17 protein-coding genes and 1 pseudogene are annotated in these 17189 nt (G+C 36.2%); 15 read left to right on the top strand and 3 right to left on the bottom strand.

Going from position 1 to position 17189, the window contains the following annotated elements; translation table 11 throughout:
- Positions 1-489: 489 nt before the first annotated feature.
- On the bottom strand, positions 490-588 hold the full coding sequence (locus tag JOC77_RS07630) for a helix-turn-helix domain-containing protein (protein WP_377336971.1): 99 nt from the start codon (positions 586-588) through the stop codon (positions 490-492).
- Positions 589-650: 62 nt separating this feature from the next.
- On the bottom strand, positions 651-1136 hold the full coding sequence (locus JOC77_RS07625) for a DUF2975 domain-containing protein (RefSeq protein WP_204541081.1): 486 nt from the start codon (positions 1134-1136) through the stop codon (positions 651-653).
- A gap of 558 nt (positions 1137-1694) precedes the next feature.
- Here JOC77_RS07625 and JOC77_RS21835 point away from each other — a divergent pair.
- From JOC77_RS21835 to JOC77_RS07565, 13 genes and pseudogenes are all read left to right on the top strand, one after another.
- Complete coding sequence (locus tag JOC77_RS21835; protein ID WP_420850654.1) at positions 1695-2282, top strand: CBO0543 family protein; 588 nt, start codon at positions 1695-1697, stop codon at positions 2280-2282.
- A 369-nt stretch (positions 2283-2651) separates the two neighbouring features.
- A complete protein-coding gene (locus tag JOC77_RS07620) occupies positions 2652-4040 on the top strand; it encodes a branched-chain amino acid transporter BcaP (protein ID WP_204541078.1) in 1389 nt (462 codons plus the stop codon).
- 318 nt (positions 4041-4358) lie between these two features.
- Positions 4359-5120 carry a transporter substrate-binding domain-containing protein gene (locus tag JOC77_RS07615; RefSeq protein ID WP_204541075.1) on the top strand — a complete coding sequence of 254 codons (762 nt, stop codon included), beginning with the start codon at positions 4359-4361 and terminating at the stop codon, positions 5118-5120.
- Between the two features lie 60 nt (positions 5121-5180).
- The gene (locus tag JOC77_RS07610; RefSeq protein WP_204541072.1) at positions 5181-5825 is read left to right on the top strand and encodes an amino acid ABC transporter permease; all 645 of its coding nucleotides are present in this window, start codon (positions 5181-5183) and stop codon (positions 5823-5825) included.
- Positions 5822-6550: an amino acid ABC transporter ATP-binding protein gene (locus JOC77_RS07605; RefSeq protein WP_239558653.1), complete on the top strand. Its 729-nt coding sequence runs from the start codon at positions 5822-5824 to the stop codon at positions 6548-6550. The genes JOC77_RS07610 and JOC77_RS07605 overlap by 4 nt, the downstream gene beginning before the upstream one ends.
- A gap of 304 nt (positions 6551-6854) precedes the next feature.
- Entirely contained in the window at positions 6855-7805 is a 951-nt protein-coding gene (gene corA / locus JOC77_RS07600; RefSeq protein WP_204541069.1) for a magnesium/cobalt transporter CorA, read from the top strand.
- A gap of 252 nt (positions 7806-8057) precedes the next feature.
- Positions 8058-8817, top strand: a pseudogene (locus tag JOC77_RS07595) (Nif3-like dinuclear metal center hexameric protein).
- A 137-nt stretch (positions 8818-8954) separates the two neighbouring features.
- Entirely contained in the window at positions 8955-9353 is a 399-nt protein-coding gene (locus JOC77_RS07590) for a 2'-5' RNA ligase family protein (RefSeq protein ID WP_204541276.1), read from the top strand.
- 191 nt (positions 9354-9544) lie between these two features.
- Positions 9545-10783, top strand: a complete 1239-nt coding sequence (gene fabF, locus JOC77_RS07585; RefSeq protein WP_204541066.1) for a beta-ketoacyl-ACP synthase II — start codon at positions 9545-9547, stop codon at positions 10781-10783.
- A gap of 464 nt (positions 10784-11247) precedes the next feature.
- Positions 11248-11415, top strand: coding sequence for a hypothetical protein (locus tag JOC77_RS07580; RefSeq protein WP_204541063.1), 168 nt, complete (start codon positions 11248-11250; stop codon positions 11413-11415).
- Between the two features lie 825 nt (positions 11416-12240).
- Complete coding sequence (locus JOC77_RS07575; RefSeq protein WP_204541060.1) at positions 12241-12450, top strand: hypothetical protein; 210 nt, start codon at positions 12241-12243, stop codon at positions 12448-12450.
- Between the two features lie 168 nt (positions 12451-12618).
- Positions 12619-12939 (top strand): putative quinol monooxygenase, encoded by a 321-nt coding sequence (locus JOC77_RS07570; RefSeq protein WP_204541057.1) that lies wholly within the window; start codon positions 12619-12621, stop codon positions 12937-12939.
- Positions 12940-13606: 667 nt separating this feature from the next.
- Complete coding sequence (locus tag JOC77_RS07565; protein WP_204541054.1) at positions 13607-13975, top strand: DUF2500 domain-containing protein; 369 nt, start codon at positions 13607-13609, stop codon at positions 13973-13975.
- 444 nt (positions 13976-14419) lie between these two features.
- On the opposite strand, the gene JOC77_RS21225 is transcribed toward JOC77_RS07565, so the two are convergent.
- Entirely contained in the window at positions 14420-14635 is a 216-nt protein-coding gene (locus JOC77_RS21225) for an NUDIX hydrolase (protein ID WP_338047201.1), read from the bottom strand.
- A gap of 754 nt (positions 14636-15389) precedes the next feature.
- Here JOC77_RS21225 and JOC77_RS07555 point away from each other — a divergent pair.
- Both JOC77_RS07555 and JOC77_RS21830 read left to right on the top strand, forming a co-directional pair.
- Positions 15390-16394 carry a DUF3231 family protein gene (locus JOC77_RS07555; protein WP_204541051.1) on the top strand — a complete coding sequence of 335 codons (1005 nt, stop codon included), beginning with the start codon at positions 15390-15392 and terminating at the stop codon, positions 16392-16394.
- 228 nt (positions 16395-16622) lie between these two features.
- The gene (locus tag JOC77_RS21830; protein WP_377336931.1) at positions 16623-16898 is read left to right on the top strand and encodes a GNAT family N-acetyltransferase; all 276 of its coding nucleotides are present in this window, start codon (positions 16623-16625) and stop codon (positions 16896-16898) included.
- Positions 16899-17189: the final 291 nt, after the last annotated feature.

Genomic DNA, 17189 nt, shown 5'->3' with positions numbered 1-17189 from the left:
GAGTGAAAATCTAGGTATGAAATCTAAAAGAGCAATCCCGGCCATTTCTGCGACCCCACTACTTTTGAAAAATAAACAACAAAACAAAAGGATTCTGAAGAATTGGGCTTTAACGATAAGGTGTATTAGTTAAATAAGAATCTATAATAAAAAGAGGTCAAGATATTAATAAGGGTTCTGTTTTGAAGTACAAAATGTCAATTAACAAGCTAATTAACAATGTAATATGCATCTTAATTAGCACAACATTTAACAACAAAAAACAGGGGAATCAGAATAACGGGTTCCCTTTTGAGGTGCAAACATTGCAAATCACATCCTTTTTTGTCACTAATATCAATACAATTCTAATGGAATACTCAGAGTAAATAACATCAATAAACACAAAGAAGGGATAGCTTAATGGCTATCCCTTAAATTTTCTATCGACTCCAGTTAGTTAAATAAATTTGTTGTCTGTTTTTAATAAGTGTCTTCGTCGCTTTTGTACTACAAAATATCACCTGGCTTACAATCAAAAGTCTTACATTTCGCTTCTAATATTGAAAAACGAACCGCTTTTTCTTTCCCATTTTCAAAGGGGGAAATTAGTCATAGTAATTCCAATCCCTCCGAAAGTGGCACCTAGTTAATTAAATTTTATCAAAACATTAATCATTTTTTGGTTTTAATTCAAGGACATTTTTTAATGGCTTTTGAAGTACATCCACAATGGCTGCAATGATACTTGTTGCTAAAATACCCATTAGACTTAGTGATATAGGACCTGCTGGGTCGTCTCCTGAGATTTTAGAAATCACCTTTAGGCTTATTATCATTAACACAATGAAGAAAATGGCTGTAAAAGCACATTTTTTTATAACCTTCAAAGATTTAAGAGATAACTCAGAGAAAGCGTTGTTCCTTTCGATATAGGTTAATAGTTTATATACTTGATACAGCGTAAAAGAAAATGTAATACAGATTCCATACGCACATACTAAAAGGGGATATAGCGAGTAATCCCCACCTGGATGTGCTTTTACATCTCTAATGGTTAACACAGGCATCCAATAAATACACAAAGTAAGCACTGTAATGCCAGCCAGAAAAATAATTACCTTTAAGAAATTAGTTGAACCTCGTTTAATATGCATTTAAAGCACCTCTCTTATTTAATGACAACATGATTTTATCATATTATTTATTGTTTTACAATAAATTCATATTGTTTTTTGTTATATTATTATTGTTATTGAAATATCCTTTTAATTTGGACAAAAATAAAAAGCAGAAACATATCAACCGCTTCGCTCTCACTGTATTTTGTATATTCAGCATATTTTTTTACGATAGCTCGTACACGTTCCGATACAAGTCTACATTGCCAGCATGTTGTTTTCGGCTTAATAAGCTTCAATAATCATCGTCCTCCACAATCTAAAAATTACCGCTCAATTAACACACCTTTTAACATCTTTTAGCACACCTTTTCGAGGTTGTCTGCTAAACAGCAGGTACTTGCTAATTAGTATGCTAATTAGTATGTTAATTTGATTGTTAAAACTGCTATAACCCTTTTATATCAATAAAAAAGCAGTACCAATTCTGATGCGAATTGTACCGCAAATTGTTTTGTTTTTTTGATTTTTGTACTTCAAAACCGAACCCGTTAAGATATTAATTCACCTCTTTTACTAATTACCTGTATTACTTTGTATTATTTGCTGAAAATAAGGGATAGAAGTAATTATGGGGGGATATTACTGGTTATTTACACATCTTATATTGAAGTATTCGATGCGGCAAAGAATTTTCGTGATTTATCTTATGAACACTGGATTAGCAGCGAATTATTCACATTTGATTGGTGGTTCCTTCTGATTATCTCTATTATCCCTTGGGTTATATGGTGGAAATTATTCGATAAGAATAGGAAAACTACTATTATTATGTTCGGTTTATTTATTGCATTATTTTCTGTAACTTTTGAATATATAGGTGAACACATAGCATTATGGTGGGGGTATAAAACAAGATTGTTTCCTGTACTAACGTTTATCGTTCCCTTTGATTTAACATTTCTCCCTGTTGTTTTTATGCTGGTTTACCAATTCTTTAATAACTGGCGTTCATTTCTTAAAGGTATGTTAATGTTATCCTTTGGAGGAGCCTTTATTTTTGAGCCTTTACTTCATTGGATGGATATATACATCTTGTATACTTGGAAATACATCTATTCTATGCCTATTTATTTTTTTATGGGTCTTTTTTTTAAGTGGCTTGTAGAAAAAATAAATTAAACCGTTGTCTTTCTTTAACGTACGGGTATTTTAGCTTATGAACGTAAGGCTGCTGCTGCAGCCTTTCTTGCGTGTTCCAGTAAGGGGGGTTAGCAAGACTGATGCAGGACACACAACCCCTCGGTCTTAAATATCTGTTTTTATCTCCACATTAAGTCTTAGAATAACAAGGTAAAAGTGCATTCTTAGAAGGGAGTGTCCAGCTAATTTACAAAGGAGTTGGCAAGAAAATCAAGTGCCTATCTTATTTATTACATAATACAGAAAATTAAAAGTTTACAAAAATATAATCTCCTAGTAAAATAACGTAGGTGTTCGACTTTTTTCGACAATCTTATATATGACAAGTTAATTTTAACGGAGGATTTTATGAATCTATTTAGAAAAAAAGTAGTATCCAATCAGTTTTCAGAAAATTCTCTTAACAGAGTCTTGGGGGCAATGGATTTAACCCTGTTAGGAGTAGGAGCCATTATAGGTACAGGTGTGTTTGTACTCACCGGTGTTGCTGCCGCTAAATATGCTGGTCCTGCCTTGATTTTATCTTTTATCATTGCAGGATTAGCCTGTGTTTTTGCTGCTTTATGTTATTCGGAATTTGCCTCGATGATTCCGCAATCGGGAAGTGCTTACACATATAGCTACGTTGCATTCGGAGAAATATTTGCCTGGGTTCTGGGCTGGGATTTAGTTCTTGAGTATGGGCTTGCGTCTTCAGCAGTAGCAAGCGGTTGGTCAGGATATTTTCAAAGTTTATTATCCGGGTTTGGTATTCATATTCCCACAGCTTTAACCAGTGCGTTTGATCCTTCAAAAGGCACAGTTATTGATTTACCGGCTGTTATTATCGTCCTCTTAGTGACTTTATTGCTTACAAGGGGGGTTAAAGAATCTGCCAGATTTAATGCGATCATGGTTGTCATCAAGGTCGCAGTTGTTCTTCTTTTCATCGCGGTAGGAGTTTGGTATGTTGAGCCTGCTAACTGGGAACCGTTTATGCCTTTTGGATTTTCAGGTGTTGTAACGGGTGCCGCAGTAGTGGTATTTGCATACTTCGGCTTCGACGCCGTGTCTACTGCTGCCGAGGAAGTGAAGAACCCCCAGAGGAATCTTCCAATCGGGATAATTTCGGCATTAGCAATCTGTACCACCCTGTATATAGCAGTTTCTCTTATCCTAACAGGGATTGTACCTTTTAATATGTTAAATGTTAAAGATCCGGTTGCCTTTGCATTACAATTTATTGGCCAGGATTGGGCAGCCGGCTTTATCTCTCTTGGAGCTATGGTGGGGATTACTACTGTTCTAATCGTAATGATGTTCGGACAAACAAGGTTATTCTTTGCAATGAGCCGTGATGGTCTTCTTCCAAAGCGATTATCAACAGTACATCCAAAAACTAAAGTTCCCTTGGCAAGCACATGGGGAACTGGCATTTTAGTTGCACTCTTTGCCGGTTTTGTACCTCTCGATAAATTAGCAGAATTGACAAGTATAGGTACTTTGTTCGCCTTTGCCACTGTTTCCCTAGGTATAGCTGTTCTTCGTAAAACGCAGCCAGAGTTAAAACGTGGATTCAAAACACCTTGGGTTCCACTTATTCCGGCTTTGGCCGTAATCTTCTGCTTTTATCTCATGCTTCAGCTCTCTTCATTTACTTGGAAAGGATTTGTTGTGTGGCTCATTATAGGTCTGCTAATTTACTTTAGCTATGGATATAAGCACAGCAAATTAAATCCAGTAAGGAATAAACAATAGAGTGATCCTTGTGGTAAAAAACGAAACTAATATAACGTAATTTAGATATAAGGGCACCTGAATGAAAAAAAGTGGCAGTGCCCGAAAATATCCTTAAAGTATAGCCTGCCGCTTCTTTCAGAAATTTGACAGGATAGTCAATCATTGTCTATCGCTGTCCTGATTTTTATTTTTTAATCTATTAAGCATCGGGAAAGTAATTATTTTACAATATTGTTTCCGTTTATACTTTTATGAATTTTGTGGTATATTTAAAAAAATACCCAATTTTTAAAGGGTTGTTATTCTACCATTTAACTGAAAAGAGGAGAGATTGGTTTGAAGAAATTTAGTTTATTATCCCTATTTTTAATCCTTATCCTGGTACTTGCTGCGTGTGGTAATGGAAATAATGCAGATGAAAAGGATAAGGTATATAAAGTTGGAGTAGATACAACTTATCCACCTTTTGAATTTAAAGAAGGTGACGAGTATAAAGGGATTGATATTGATTTAATTAACACAATTGCTAAAGACCAAGGCTTTAAAATTGAACTTTCTCCTATGGACTTTGGTGGTATTATTCCGGCAATGCAAGCTGGTGAACTAGATCTAGCCATCGCAGGAATGAGTATTACCGATGATAGAAAAAAGGTAGTCGATTTTTCAAAACCATACTTTGAAGCTGGTCTTTCACTTGTAGTAAAGAAAAACAATACTGAAATTAAAACAATTAAAGACTTAAAAGGGAAAACAGTTGCTGTCAAAAAAGGTACTACTGGTGCAACATTTGCTCAGAAGAATGCTAAAATAGAAGGGTTTAAAGTAGTGCAGTTTAATGACAGCCCATCTATGTTCCAGGAAGTATCAAACGGTAATGCAGATGTTCTGATTGAAGACTATCCGGTAATTGCCTATGCTATTGCCCAAAAAGATCTTGGATTAACAATTGTAGGGGACCGTTTAAATGGCGACCAATATGGAATTGCAGTTTTGAAGGGTGAAAACAAAGAGTTATTAGATAAAATTAATAAAGGGCTGCAAGAATTAAAGAAAAACGGAAAATACGAAGAGATTGTTAATAAGTATCTTGGGGAATAATGTAATTTTAATGAGAATGCGCGCATCCTGCGCGCATTCTTTATGAAAGGGGAACATTAAATGGAAACAATTTTGGCAGCACTGCCTTACTTATTAGAAGGGCTGCAGGTAACCATCTATATTTTTTTAATAGCTATTATTTTAGGTTTTATGATCGGTATGATTATGGCTTTGCTTCGCTTGGCACCGATTAAAGTGCTAAATTGGATTAGCAGAATTTTTGTTGATGCGATCAGGGGAACTCCATTCCTTGTCCAGCTGTTTTTCATTTACTTTGGGTTAAATTCCCTCCCCTGGATTTCGTTTGACAGCACTACTGCTGGGATCATTACAGTTGCGATTAATGCTGGAGCATATTTCTCAGAAATAATAAGGGCAGGTATTCAATCTATTGATAAAGGCCAGACAGAGGCAGCTAGATCCATTGGTCTTACATCTGTCCAAACAATGAGGTTCATCATCCTGCCTCAAGCATTTAGAAGAATGCTCCCTACAATTACTAATCAGTCCATTATCAGTTTGAAGGATACATCTCTGCTTTCAATTATTGGAATTGCAGACTTGACACAGCAAGGGGAAATTCAAGCCTCTGCTACATTTGAAGCTTTTAAGATATGGCTGACTGTTGGTGTTATTTATTTTGTAATTATTTATTGTTTATCTTTACTGGCTAATTTCCTTGAAAGGAGATTTGAACTGCGATGAGTATTATCCAAGTTAAAAATTTACAAAAGTCGTTTGGTCATATAGAAGTCCTAAAAGACATTAATGTAGAAATTCAGGAAAAAGAAGTTCTATGTGTTATCGGGCCATCTGGTTCTGGTAAAAGTACATTCCTCCGCTGCCTTAATAGGCTAGAGGATATTTCAGGCGGACATGTTATAGTTAATGGACATGATATAACAGATTCTAAAATCAATATTAATAAAGTAAGACAAGAAGTGGGAATGGTTTTTCAGCAATTTAATCTCTTTCCCCATAAAACGGTCCTGCAAAATATAACCCTTGGTCCCATTAAGATCCGTTCAATTGATAAATCTAATGCAGAGAGCAGGGCAATGGAGCTTTTGGCTAAGGTCGGGTTAAAAGAAAAGGCACATAGCTATCCAGGTGAACTTTCGGGCGGACAAAAACAGCGTGTTGCCATTGCAAGAGCATTGGCGATGGACCCGAAAATTATGCTGTTCGATGAGCCGACTTCCGCACTAGATCCTGAGATGGTAGGGGACGTATTAGATGTAATGAAACAGTTGGCCAAAGAAGGTATGACGATGGTTGTAGTAACGCACGAAATGGGCTTTGCCCGTGAGGTTGGGGATCGGGTGATTTTTATGGACGGAGGATATATCGTCGAAGAAAATAAGCCGGAAGAATTGTTTGGGAACCCGCAGCATGAACGGACAAAAGCATTTCTAAGTAAAATTCTGTAATCAGAAAAGATACAAACAGTGAAAAGAGAGGGGGGGATCGCCTTCCTCTCTTTTCACTGTTTTTTAGACTAAAAAGGTAGAGAATTTATCGAGGTAATAATAATTCCTCTTTAGGGGATTTTATCTAGTTATGGAAGTTATAGTGTCATAACATAAAAAATAAAGCCAAGCTGGGTTATCAATAGGACGTTATGGGTATTAAAGATTAGCTATTGGGTCACTTCAGTCAGAAAAGGAAATATCGATGTAATAGAGTCTAACTAATTGAACATACTTCATTTCACTTTATAAATAGGGAGAAAAAATGATTAGAACAGCAGCAATCACTAAGGATTATAAATTGAAAGAACATGTACCTCTATCAGAACTTAATGATAATGATTTCCTATGGTACTGGGTAGATTTTGATCAACCCAATACTGAGGAAATTGACAAATTAAGAGACCCGCTAATGTTTCATCCTTTGGCAATTGAGGACTGTATTCATACTTTACAGCGGCCTAAATTAGATTATTACGAGGATTACGTTTTCTTTGTAGCACAGGCTTTAAATACTAGTAACCTGGTTAGAGAGGAAGTCGACATATTTCTTGCGGAAAATTATATTGTTACATACCACAACGATAAATCCGAAGAGATTAACAAAGTTTGGCAGCGGCTTGTACAAAGTTCAAAGGTTGAAAAGTGGGGCCCTTCTCATGTTTTGTATCAAGTCCTCGACAAAATTGTAGATAATTATTTTCCTTTGGTACAAAGAATAGAGGAAACACTAAATGAGATTGATGATAATCCCCACAATAAAACAATGCAGATGCTTCTAGTCGATCTTTTTGAAGCAAGACATAATATTCTTTTATTAAGACAGGTCATTTCTCCAATGAGAGATCTTGGGTACCGAATCTTGAACTCCAATAGACTAGCCTCAATTCAAATTGAAAAGGAGTATTTTACTGATATTTACGACCATCTTGTAAGACTAAGAGAGATGATTGAGGCAAGTCGTGAATTGACAACAGATATTAGAGAGAGTTATATAGCATTAAATTCAACACAAACAAATCATGTAATGAAGGTTCTCACTGTTATAACTACTATCTTCATGCCATTAACCTTTATAGCCGGTATATATGGAATGAATTTCGAACATATGCCTGAATTGACATGGAAATATGGGTATTTTCAAGCCCTATGTCTAATGATTGTAATAGGGATGGGAATGTTTATCTGGTTTAACAAAAAGGGATGGTTTAAATAAGCATTGTTGTGCTCATTTTTCTGCTTTCAGGGTAAGTGGCAGTATGAATGATTCAGCTGAATGCCTATATATGAGATACCTATGCTGCATATCAAAGCGACCAAGGAAATCTTTAGGTCATTCATATGTAAGCCAGCCACTAAAATCTCAATCACTAGAAAGATAAAGAAGAATCGTTTAAAACGGTTCTTTTTTTATTGAGAAATAATGGTAATAGTGTGATAAAATTTATTAAAACTATGGAGGTATTCTATGAACCTGAATGAATTTAAAGTAATAATAACGAAGCTCTTTAATAGAGAATTATTGGAAGAATTTCAAGATGATTATGGATTTACAAATGAATCGAATATCTGCATATCAAAAATTGGTTACTGTACGAATCTCTCTATCGACACGATCGAAAAGGCTGCGGAAAATAAAGTGGATTTGATGATTACACATCATGATGCCTGGGATTTTATTTATGGGTTGAGAGAGCAATGTATAAAAAAATTAAAAGAAATATTAGTCATTTTTTTATACATGGTCCTTTAGATTTCATTGAATTCGGAACCAGCAGCTCACTCATGAAGTTGATCGGTATCGATAGTATCAGGCAATACTCTGTATATCAGAACGGTGAAATACCAGGAATTGGTGAGTTTAATCACCCAATTAGTTTTGAAACCTTCGTTCAGAGAATGAGAAATATACTGGAGGAATCTGCAAGAGCATGGAGACACAATGAAAAGGAATTTAAAAGAATTGGAGTACTAACAGGAGCCGGGCATTCATCAGACTTATTAAACTAGCAGTTGAAGGCGGTTGTGACACATATGTAACCGGTGAGGCTACCTTATACACCATACAGTATGCTCAATTTGCAGGGATTAACTTAGTTGTCGGAAGCCACACTTTTACGGAGATATTCGGTGTAGAATCATTAGCTGAGAAAATAAGACAATTCAATATCGATCTAAAAATAGTTAAACTCCATGAAGAACACTTCGAACTAAACCACGAGCGGTAAACATATTCAATAGAAGGTGAACCTTATTTTAAATAGATCAATTTTGCATTTTTTCTCAATTCATTAATATACAAAAGATTTATGAGTTTAGAAAAGTATGACCCACTCAATCGTTTTATTGAACCACATATTATAATATATTTCCCTCTAGCAGCCCTTTAAGTAGTGATTATTTAAGAGAGCATATAAGAGAATCCATACATGATCTTAAACCTTTTGAGCTTGTTATGCGTGATGTGACAGGCTCCGAAAACGGCTATTTATTTTTAAATGTAAAAAAGGGAAATGACGAAATCATCGAAATGCATGATCAATTATATAGAGGAATCCTAAAGAGTATCCTTTTTAGAGAGGTTACTTATATTCCACACATGACGGTCGGGAGATTGAAAAATAAGCAAGACTTTCATAATGCATTAATAGGAGCCGAGAAATTTCACTTTGAGTTTTCGACTATTGTAAACGAAATAACCGTAGAAATCATTGATCAAAACCAAAAATCAAACCTAAACTTTACAGTTAGCTTAGAAGGATAAAAAGTGGCAAGTCGTTTTTTGTTCCAACTAATGGGAAATGAACATGCCATAACGCCACTACAAAAAACATTACTTATTTTATTATCTACTGCTAAGGCATTTTTTTGTTTTAAATTTACAAATAAAGGAAATTAAGAGAACGGTGTCGAATTTTAGCTAACATATAATGTCCATATGTTAGGAGCAATATTATGAGAAGAGTAGTCATTACAGGAATGGGAGCGGTCACTCCATTAGGCAATAGCGTAGAAGAAACATGGGATTCTGTCGTTAAAGGTCATTCTGGAATAGGTAAATTAACTAGATTCGACTGTACGAAATTTTCAGCAAAAACTGCCGCACAAGTACATAACTTTGATTTATCTGACTATATGCAAATAAACAAGCGGCACCGAATGGACCGTTTTGCTCAATACGCAGTAGCCTCTTCCCTTATGGCTATAAAGGATTCTGGTATTGTACCAGGTGAAACCATTACTAGAGAACGAATTGGTGTATCTTTTGGTACAGCCATTGGAGGAATCGAAAGCTTTGAAGAGATGCACAAAAATCTGCTAGAAGGGGGGTATACAAATTTATATCCTTTTTCGACGACTATGGTGATTTCAAATATGGCAGCTAGTCAGGTTTCAATTGCATTAGGAGCCAAAGGTGTAAATACGGTTTCCGTTATATCTTGTGCATCTGGTTCGAATGCAATTGGAGATGCATTTAGAATTATCCAAAGAGGAGAAGCGGATGCAATGCTCGCCGGCGGATCAGAAGCTTCTTTAACACCACTTGGTATCGGAGCTTTTTGTGCCATGGGTGCTATCTCCACTAATCCAGATCCTAAAACAGCATGCCGTCCCTTTGACAAACACAGGGATGGATTAGTTATGGGTGAGGGGGCAGGTGCACTCGTACTAGAAGCCTTAGAATCTGCCGTTCGTCGTGACGCGGATATATATGGTGAAATAGTTGGGTATTCTTCGGTTTCGGATGCTTACCATATAACGAGTCCTGCACCTGGAGGTGAAGGGGCGATAAGAGCAATGGAAGGCGCTCTTAGTCAGTCTGGGCTTTTAAAGGAGGATATTGACTATATAAATGCTCACGGAACAAGCACCAAATATAACGACAAATTTGAAACACAGGCCATTAAAACATTCTTACAGGAACGAGCTTTCAGCATTCCGATAAGCTCTACTAAGTCAATGACTGGCCACATGATGGGAGCAGCCGGTGCAGTGGAGGCCATTTTCACATTAATGACGTTAAAAACAGGAGTGATTCCCCCGACTATCAATTTAACAACTCCTGACCCAGAATGTGATTTGAATTATGTCCCTAATGCAGCTAAAAAAGCAAGAGTAAACGCAGCCTTAAGTAATGCACTAGGATTCGGCGGGCATAATACCGCGTTGATTTTTAAAAGAACAGAAGAGTAAAGCTTGTAATTTTTAATGCCGGACAACAAAAAGACATACCAAAATTGGGAGCCTTTTTGTTTTTATATGTGTCTGTTTTTTAGTGTGGACGTTTATATTATCTGGGAAGGTTTGCTAAGTATTGGCTTTGAATAAATAATGTATTGTTGTCGGTATAAAATAAAGGATCTCTCTAGAAAGTCCTTTGTCTGGAAGACGGGGAACTACTTTATTAAAAATTGGGCGACAACGAACAAATCACTTTGTTTGCAGCATTTACTTATCAAAAAGAGGGAAAGGACTACTAAAAATACAAAATGGGGGAAGGAATTTAATCCGCCAATAAACAACCTTTCATTTATTTCTTTCCGATCGTTTTACATATAAGGTAAATATCTTCATGCGTGCTCTTAAATAAAATAATTTTATATAAATACAAATTCAAATAGGATACAAGGCTATAATAGCTTTAGGAGGTGATGAAAATGAACGACCAACAGTCGCAAGACCTGATCGTGCAATTAACACGGATTGCTGATGCACTGGAGCGTATATATCCACCACCACAGCCGAGAGAAGGCAACATGCGTGATTTATTACATTCCCTGAATCCGAATCAATCTGAACTGAAAAAAGATCAGAATAGTAAATAGGATAAAATCAAACAAGCCGCTAATAATTTAATGAATGTCTACACACGGGAAGAATTAATTAATAATTTTATTTCAAAGGAGTAAGGAGGCTGCTTAGGCAGTCTTTTTTTGTTTAACTGGGCAGGTTCGTTTGTGCTCAGCAGCAAATATAATCGATGTATTTCAGCTCCCTTTTCTATTTGTTATTATATTTGGAGTATTGGTTATTGTTTGGGTGTTAAAAAAAGGAATAATAGGTTACTAAAAATAGCCATAGGTTAGTACTTCATAAGGAATTTCAACTGAGGGTTTGTCAGTTCATGAGAGACAGCCTCCTTTACCTAAGAATCGTATAAGCGATTCTTCAGAGTGTAGACAAAATCAATTTCAAACAAACTTTGTCGCGAAAAATGAGGTTTGTCAATTTATTTCTTGCATATATGGTGGCTTTTCTTAAAGTTAAGCACTATATATTGAGGGTTAAATATTATTAAAAAATAGCTGTCGACTTTGTCGACAGCCTGAAGAATCGTATAAGCGATTCTTTTTTATTTTTAGCTGCCGAGAAGATTTTTTTGATTTACAGGAGTTAAATGGGCAAAAGTGGAATTTAGATATAATGAAGAGGAAAATCAGAATATCCATATACAACTAACAAAAGGAGGGAAATAGATTATGAAAAAATCTTGATCATGATGTTCAGCCTGGTTGTGATCGGTCTTGTTGTGACTCTATTCATAGGATTTATAGATAAAAGTAAAATATATAACTATCAGGGGAACAGCGAAAACTGGAAAGTTACATTCAACTTAAGCGGTCATAGCCATACGACAACAATCGATTATATTGGAAAAAGAACCGGAATTTATAAACTGGATGCTGGAAGGAAGGGGTTTTGGAACGGGTGCAGGCCATGCATCTCTTGAAAATAAAAAAACAACCAGGACAGAATCGGTATCTGATTTACCTGACCCCGATTCGTATAATCCAGAAATCGAAATTGAATGGAACGGGAAGAAAGAACAGATCATTCTAACTAACAAGAAATCTAAATAAACTATAGTTTTATCGGGGAGCTGCAAATATGGCGGCTTTTTTCTTTTTCAACTAGGGAGAGGTTATCAAAAGAAAGAATTTATTTTTTTACTAATAGAAATAACAGGAAAGTCAGTTTTAATACAGAATATGTATTTAGGAGCTGAACAGAAAGAGAGGAGAACAAATATGACCAAATATGGTTTGTATGGCAAGTTCACAGTAAAAGAAGGTGAACGGGACACATTAGTAGATATTCTGTTAGAGGCAGCAGAATCAATGGAGAATTTAGATGAATGCGAGATATATGCTGTAAATATTTCGGACGATGAGCCAGCTTCTGTATTTGTTTATGAAGTATGGAGCAATGAAAATGCTCATCAAGCATCATTATCACTTGAAGCTACTCAAACATTAATCAAGCGTGCGAGGCCGATCATTACAGAGATGGAGAGAATCAGTACTTTGAAACCAAGGGGAGGAAAGGGCATTTCAACTCATTCTTATTAAACATATGGTTGCGTTCGTTCAGGTAACTTATGGCTGCTGCTATCGGCAGCCTTATTTTTTGCTTAAAATAATAGATAAGAAAAAGCGGGGTTTTTAATAATCGAAGTGTTAGTTGTTTAAACGGTAAATGGCAGGGTCGACGCTCTTTGTAAGGCGGATTTGTGCAGATTTGATTCACCAGAGGCTCGCTAAAGGGCCGCAGCCAATTGCTTTTCAATACATTGAGACGTTGGAAGGACAATAGTATTTAGTTACGAACAGTGCAGCCAACTAACTGAATTTTTTTAATTAAGTTTAATCTGACAGTGAAAATGGCTCGTCCTTTTTCTGATTGATTGACTGTACATTTTGAAAAGAAAAGGCCTTAAAAAAATTTGTTAGAGACGGGGAAACTCACCAATATGATATGTATTTCTAATCGGCCGCTTGTCTAGTTGTATGGGAGCTGCAATTGCTTTAGGTCCTGGTAGGCAGCGCCATTTCTAAAATTATTTTAAAATGCTAATATACTCTTACTATACACAATAAATTAGTAAAGTAATTTGTACGAATTGCCAGGCTTCTTCTGCAGTCCTTTTTTGTTTTCCTATTTTGAGAAGTATCCTGAATATTGCAAAGTGGCAGATGGTGAAAGTGTTAAAATAAGGAAAAGAGAGGGAGCTGTTCGATGATTAAAAGCCAGACAGGAGATTTCATGTTTCAGGTTGTGCCCATTATTATAGGCATTGGATTTATTATTGTCATAGTAACTATCTTGGTGGCCGTTCTTAAGGGGATTGCTCGGTGGAATAAAAATAATAGCACACCCAAATTAATGGTAAAGGCTGAGGCAGTGGCAAAAAGAACGGAAGTACATGGAGGCGGAAATACCAGTGCTTACAATTACTATTTTATTACATTTGAAGTGGAAAGTGGAGACCGCATAGAATTACAGGTAAAAGATTCAGATTTTGGCATGCTGGTGGAAGGAGATCAGGGAGAACTTCAGTTTCAAGGAACGAGATATCTAGGCTTTAAAAGATTATCATCAAAATAGAGATGCAATCTAGTAACGGAGTTAGTTTAATAGTTTCTGTTTTACATGGTGCAGAGCGAATTTTAAAAAATAGTCAGCTAACTTATAGAATTAGGAGGAGCTATGGGTAAAATTGCAGGTTCTTTCTTTTTAACTACAATTTGTTCCTTTGAATCTGGGCAGAGTTTGTACCACTAGAAGACCCATCTGAGGCAGATAGTGTAGGCTGGGCTGTTATTGGAGGGTCGGTACTTGCCATACCCATTTCTATATTTATAGGCATTATTGGTGCATTCACTGCTTACTGTAAAAGCAAGGATTAATAAGCGATGTGTGTAGTCATTTTAACAGAATGGATGATGTAAAGAATCGGCTGCCTTATTTAGGGAGCTGTTTTTAACATCTTAAGATTCTTTACTGTTGTTTAAGTAGTTTGTGATTATTCTTTTACTAATTGAAGTTTGTTCAAATATGGAGCTGTATAGGTGTCAAACATACTATATTTATTTTTATTATAGGGATACAGGCAGCTTCAATAATATCCTGATTGTCTTCGTTATTTTTATCAAGGTGCAGCTCTCCACCTGTAACCTCTGCAATGAAAGAAAATTTAGCAGAGTCATTATGCAGCAGCCTGCTTATATCCACATCATAACCTGTTTCTTCTTTTACTTCTCTGATACAAGCCTGTTCCGGAGTTTCTCCTATTTCTATTCCGCCACCCTGAAAATTCCAAACGATGTCGCCCCTCTGTTACCATTAATATTTTGTTTCCTTTTATGATTAGAGCCTGTGAAAGCATTAGTCCGCCATCCTTATCTATTTTGATAAATATACTTTCTACACAAAACTCTTTATCCCTTTTTTCACAGATGTTTATTATTATTCGAACATATCTTGATTAACTAAAGAGCAGACAGCTAGCTATAGAGGAAGCAGTGTAATTTGGTGAAGAACCTCTAGATTATTGGCATAATTTATTCTCTCCACTATAAACCCTTCTTATCAAGTTTCCCCCTATTTAAAAAGAACTAATTGATTTAGACAAACGGACCGCTTTTCTGATAACGCGGCAAAGGTTGGCTGGCAGCTTTCTGTGATAGGCTTTTGCAGCAATGTAACGAGAGAGCTTATAGTCGCATTCCAGGAAAACTTTGTATTAATTTCTTTAGTTAGGGTACTTTAATCAAATAGAAAAATGGGATTTTCCCATTATGGATGGTGGAGATTGCAGTACGCATTAATCATTGACTCAGGCTTCTGCTTATCACTGCCGAATATTAAAAATGGATCCGTAAATCAGAAAAGCTTAAGTTAACTGGTAAGAAAAGCTATTCTTTCCGGTGCTGAAGATAAAGTATTAGCTTACCCTTAGTGGAGTATAGATAGGGCGAATATGGAAACTACTAAGAAAAAAACGGGGAGCGTAATTTGAATGGAACACAGACCGGACATTGTTTCTTCAGAAGTAGCTGTATTGTGGAATGCATATATGCAGAACACAATGGCTTATTGCATATTACAGCATTTTAACAGCGTAAACGAAGATGTGGACATGGAGGATGTAATTCAACAGGCTCTAGAAAATTGTCATTTCGTTGTTAATGGAGTAAAGGATATTTTCGAAAGAGAAAAGTATGCTTTGCCTTTTGGTTTTACGGAAGGCGATGTAAACCTTAACGCGCCTCGGGTATTTTCTGACCTATTTGCATTAAGATACATTAAATATACGGCCGCTGCTGGTACAGCTGCTGCTGCAAATATGCTGGAATTATTGGCGAGAAAAGATGTGCGAGAATTATTCACTCAAATACTAGTGAAGTTTACGAATCTCTACAATAATGCTACTGATTTACTCTTGAAGAAAGGTACATTTATTCGCTCACCCACCATACCCCCTATGGAAAAGGCTGAGTATCTTCAAAACGAGTCTTTTTTATCAGGATTATTAGGTCGTCACCGGCCTTTAACGGTGGTCGAACTTGCTCACATCTCTAAAAATACAGAAACGAATTCAATTGGCAGATCATTAGTTATAGGATTCAGCCAAATTGCACAATTACCAGAAGTGCAAAAATATCTGCAGAGAGGGTCTCACATCGCTCAAAAGCATGAAACGATTTTTAGAGAAATTTTAATAGAAGATGGTATACCATTACCAAGTACTTGGGATTCCACGATATCAAGTTCAACTGAGCCTCCATTTTCTGATAAATTGATGATGTATCAAACAAGTCTTCTAAATAATACAAGCATTACGGCCTATGGAGCTTCTATTGGCGGAAGCATGAGACTTGATTTAGGGGCCGCTTACACAAGGTTAATGGCAGAAATTGCTCAATATGCCATGGATGGGGTCAAATTAATGATTGACAATCGGTGGCTGGAGCAGCCTCCTCAAAACGTTGATCGAGAAGCACTGAGAAAAAAGGAAAAATAATGGTGTGTATGCTTGTACCCGTAGAGGCTTATGTACCGAGAAGATATATAGCTCTCGTCCTAAAGATGAATTAATCTTGGGGACGAGAGCTTTTTTATTTATATTCAGGACAAAAATATATTAGATAACGGAAGTGAATACGATGAATCCTATATTAATAGAAGTTCGTTTACTCTGGAAACAGAAAGGCTGCTGCTTAGAAGTCCAAAATTATCTGGATATGGGAGCGTGGTAAATGAAGCTTTTAAGAAATCCATCAATGAACTAAGGTGGCTTCCTATTGCACAAAGCATTCCTGCTGGGGAAGATACAGAGGTTAATTTAAGAGAGGCGCATATAAGCTTTCTAAAACAAGAAAGCCTCCGCTTTCTTTTTAATAAAGAAACACAAGAATTTAAAGGCTCAACAGGTTTTCACAATATTGACTGGGAAATTCCTAAATGTGAAATAGGCTACTGGTTTCATACAAAATTTAGCGGCAATGGATTTATTACGAAGCTATAAGGGAATTAACGAACCTATTAAACAAATGAATTTTTAAAGAGTAGAAATCAGGTGCGAGTCGAAGAATGTAAGAAGCCGCTGTATACCAGAAAAATTAGGATACACCCTGAAAGGAATTCTTAAGAATGAAGACCTTTCCGCAGACAGAAAAAGAGTGACAGAAACTTGTGTATATCAGTAACTGTAAAGTAAATGAAATACTTTTACTGGTACGAGTTCAATAGGTCACCAAGGCTTCCTTTGTAATACCCTGTGGATACAGCCCAGATACAAGCTTCTGCGGAAGTTTCG

Origin of the sequence: Peribacillus deserti, assembly GCF_016909175.1 — a bacterium.
GTDB classification, from domain to species: Bacteria; Bacillota; Bacilli; order Bacillales; family DSM-1321; genus Paraperibacillus; species Paraperibacillus deserti.
Note: the sequence above shows the minus strand (reverse complement) of the source record. Positions and strands in the feature narration are given on the sequence as shown.

Excerpts from the sequence above, each read along its gene's own strand:
- JOC77_RS07625 (WP_204541081.1), bottom strand. The coding sequence starts at position 1,136 with ATGCATATTAAACGAGGTTCAACTAATTTCTTAAAGGTAATTATTTTT.
- JOC77_RS07620 (WP_204541078.1), top strand. The coding sequence starts at position 2,652 with ATGAATCTATTTAGAAAAAAAGTAGTATCCAATCAGTTTTCAGAAAAT.
- JOC77_RS07610 (WP_204541072.1), top strand. The coding sequence starts at position 5,181 with ATGGAAACAATTTTGGCAGCACTGCCTTACTTATTAGAAGGGCTGCAG.
- JOC77_RS07605 (WP_239558653.1), top strand. The coding sequence starts at position 5,822 with ATGAGTATTATCCAAGTTAAAAATTTACAAAAGTCGTTTGGTCATATA.
- corA (WP_204541069.1), top strand. The coding sequence starts at position 6,855 with ATGATTAGAACAGCAGCAATCACTAAGGATTATAAATTGAAAGAACAT.
- fabF (WP_204541066.1), top strand. The coding sequence starts at position 9,545 with ATGAGAAGAGTAGTCATTACAGGAATGGGAGCGGTCACTCCATTAGGC.
- JOC77_RS07580 (WP_204541063.1), top strand. The coding sequence starts at position 11,248 with ATGAACGACCAACAGTCGCAAGACCTGATCGTGCAATTAACACGGATT.
- JOC77_RS07570 (WP_204541057.1), top strand. The coding sequence starts at position 12,619 with ATGACCAAATATGGTTTGTATGGCAAGTTCACAGTAAAAGAAGGTGAA.
- JOC77_RS07565 (WP_204541054.1), top strand. The coding sequence starts at position 13,607 with ATGATTAAAAGCCAGACAGGAGATTTCATGTTTCAGGTTGTGCCCATT.
- JOC77_RS07555 (WP_204541051.1), top strand. The coding sequence starts at position 15,390 with ATGGAACACAGACCGGACATTGTTTCTTCAGAAGTAGCTGTATTGTGG.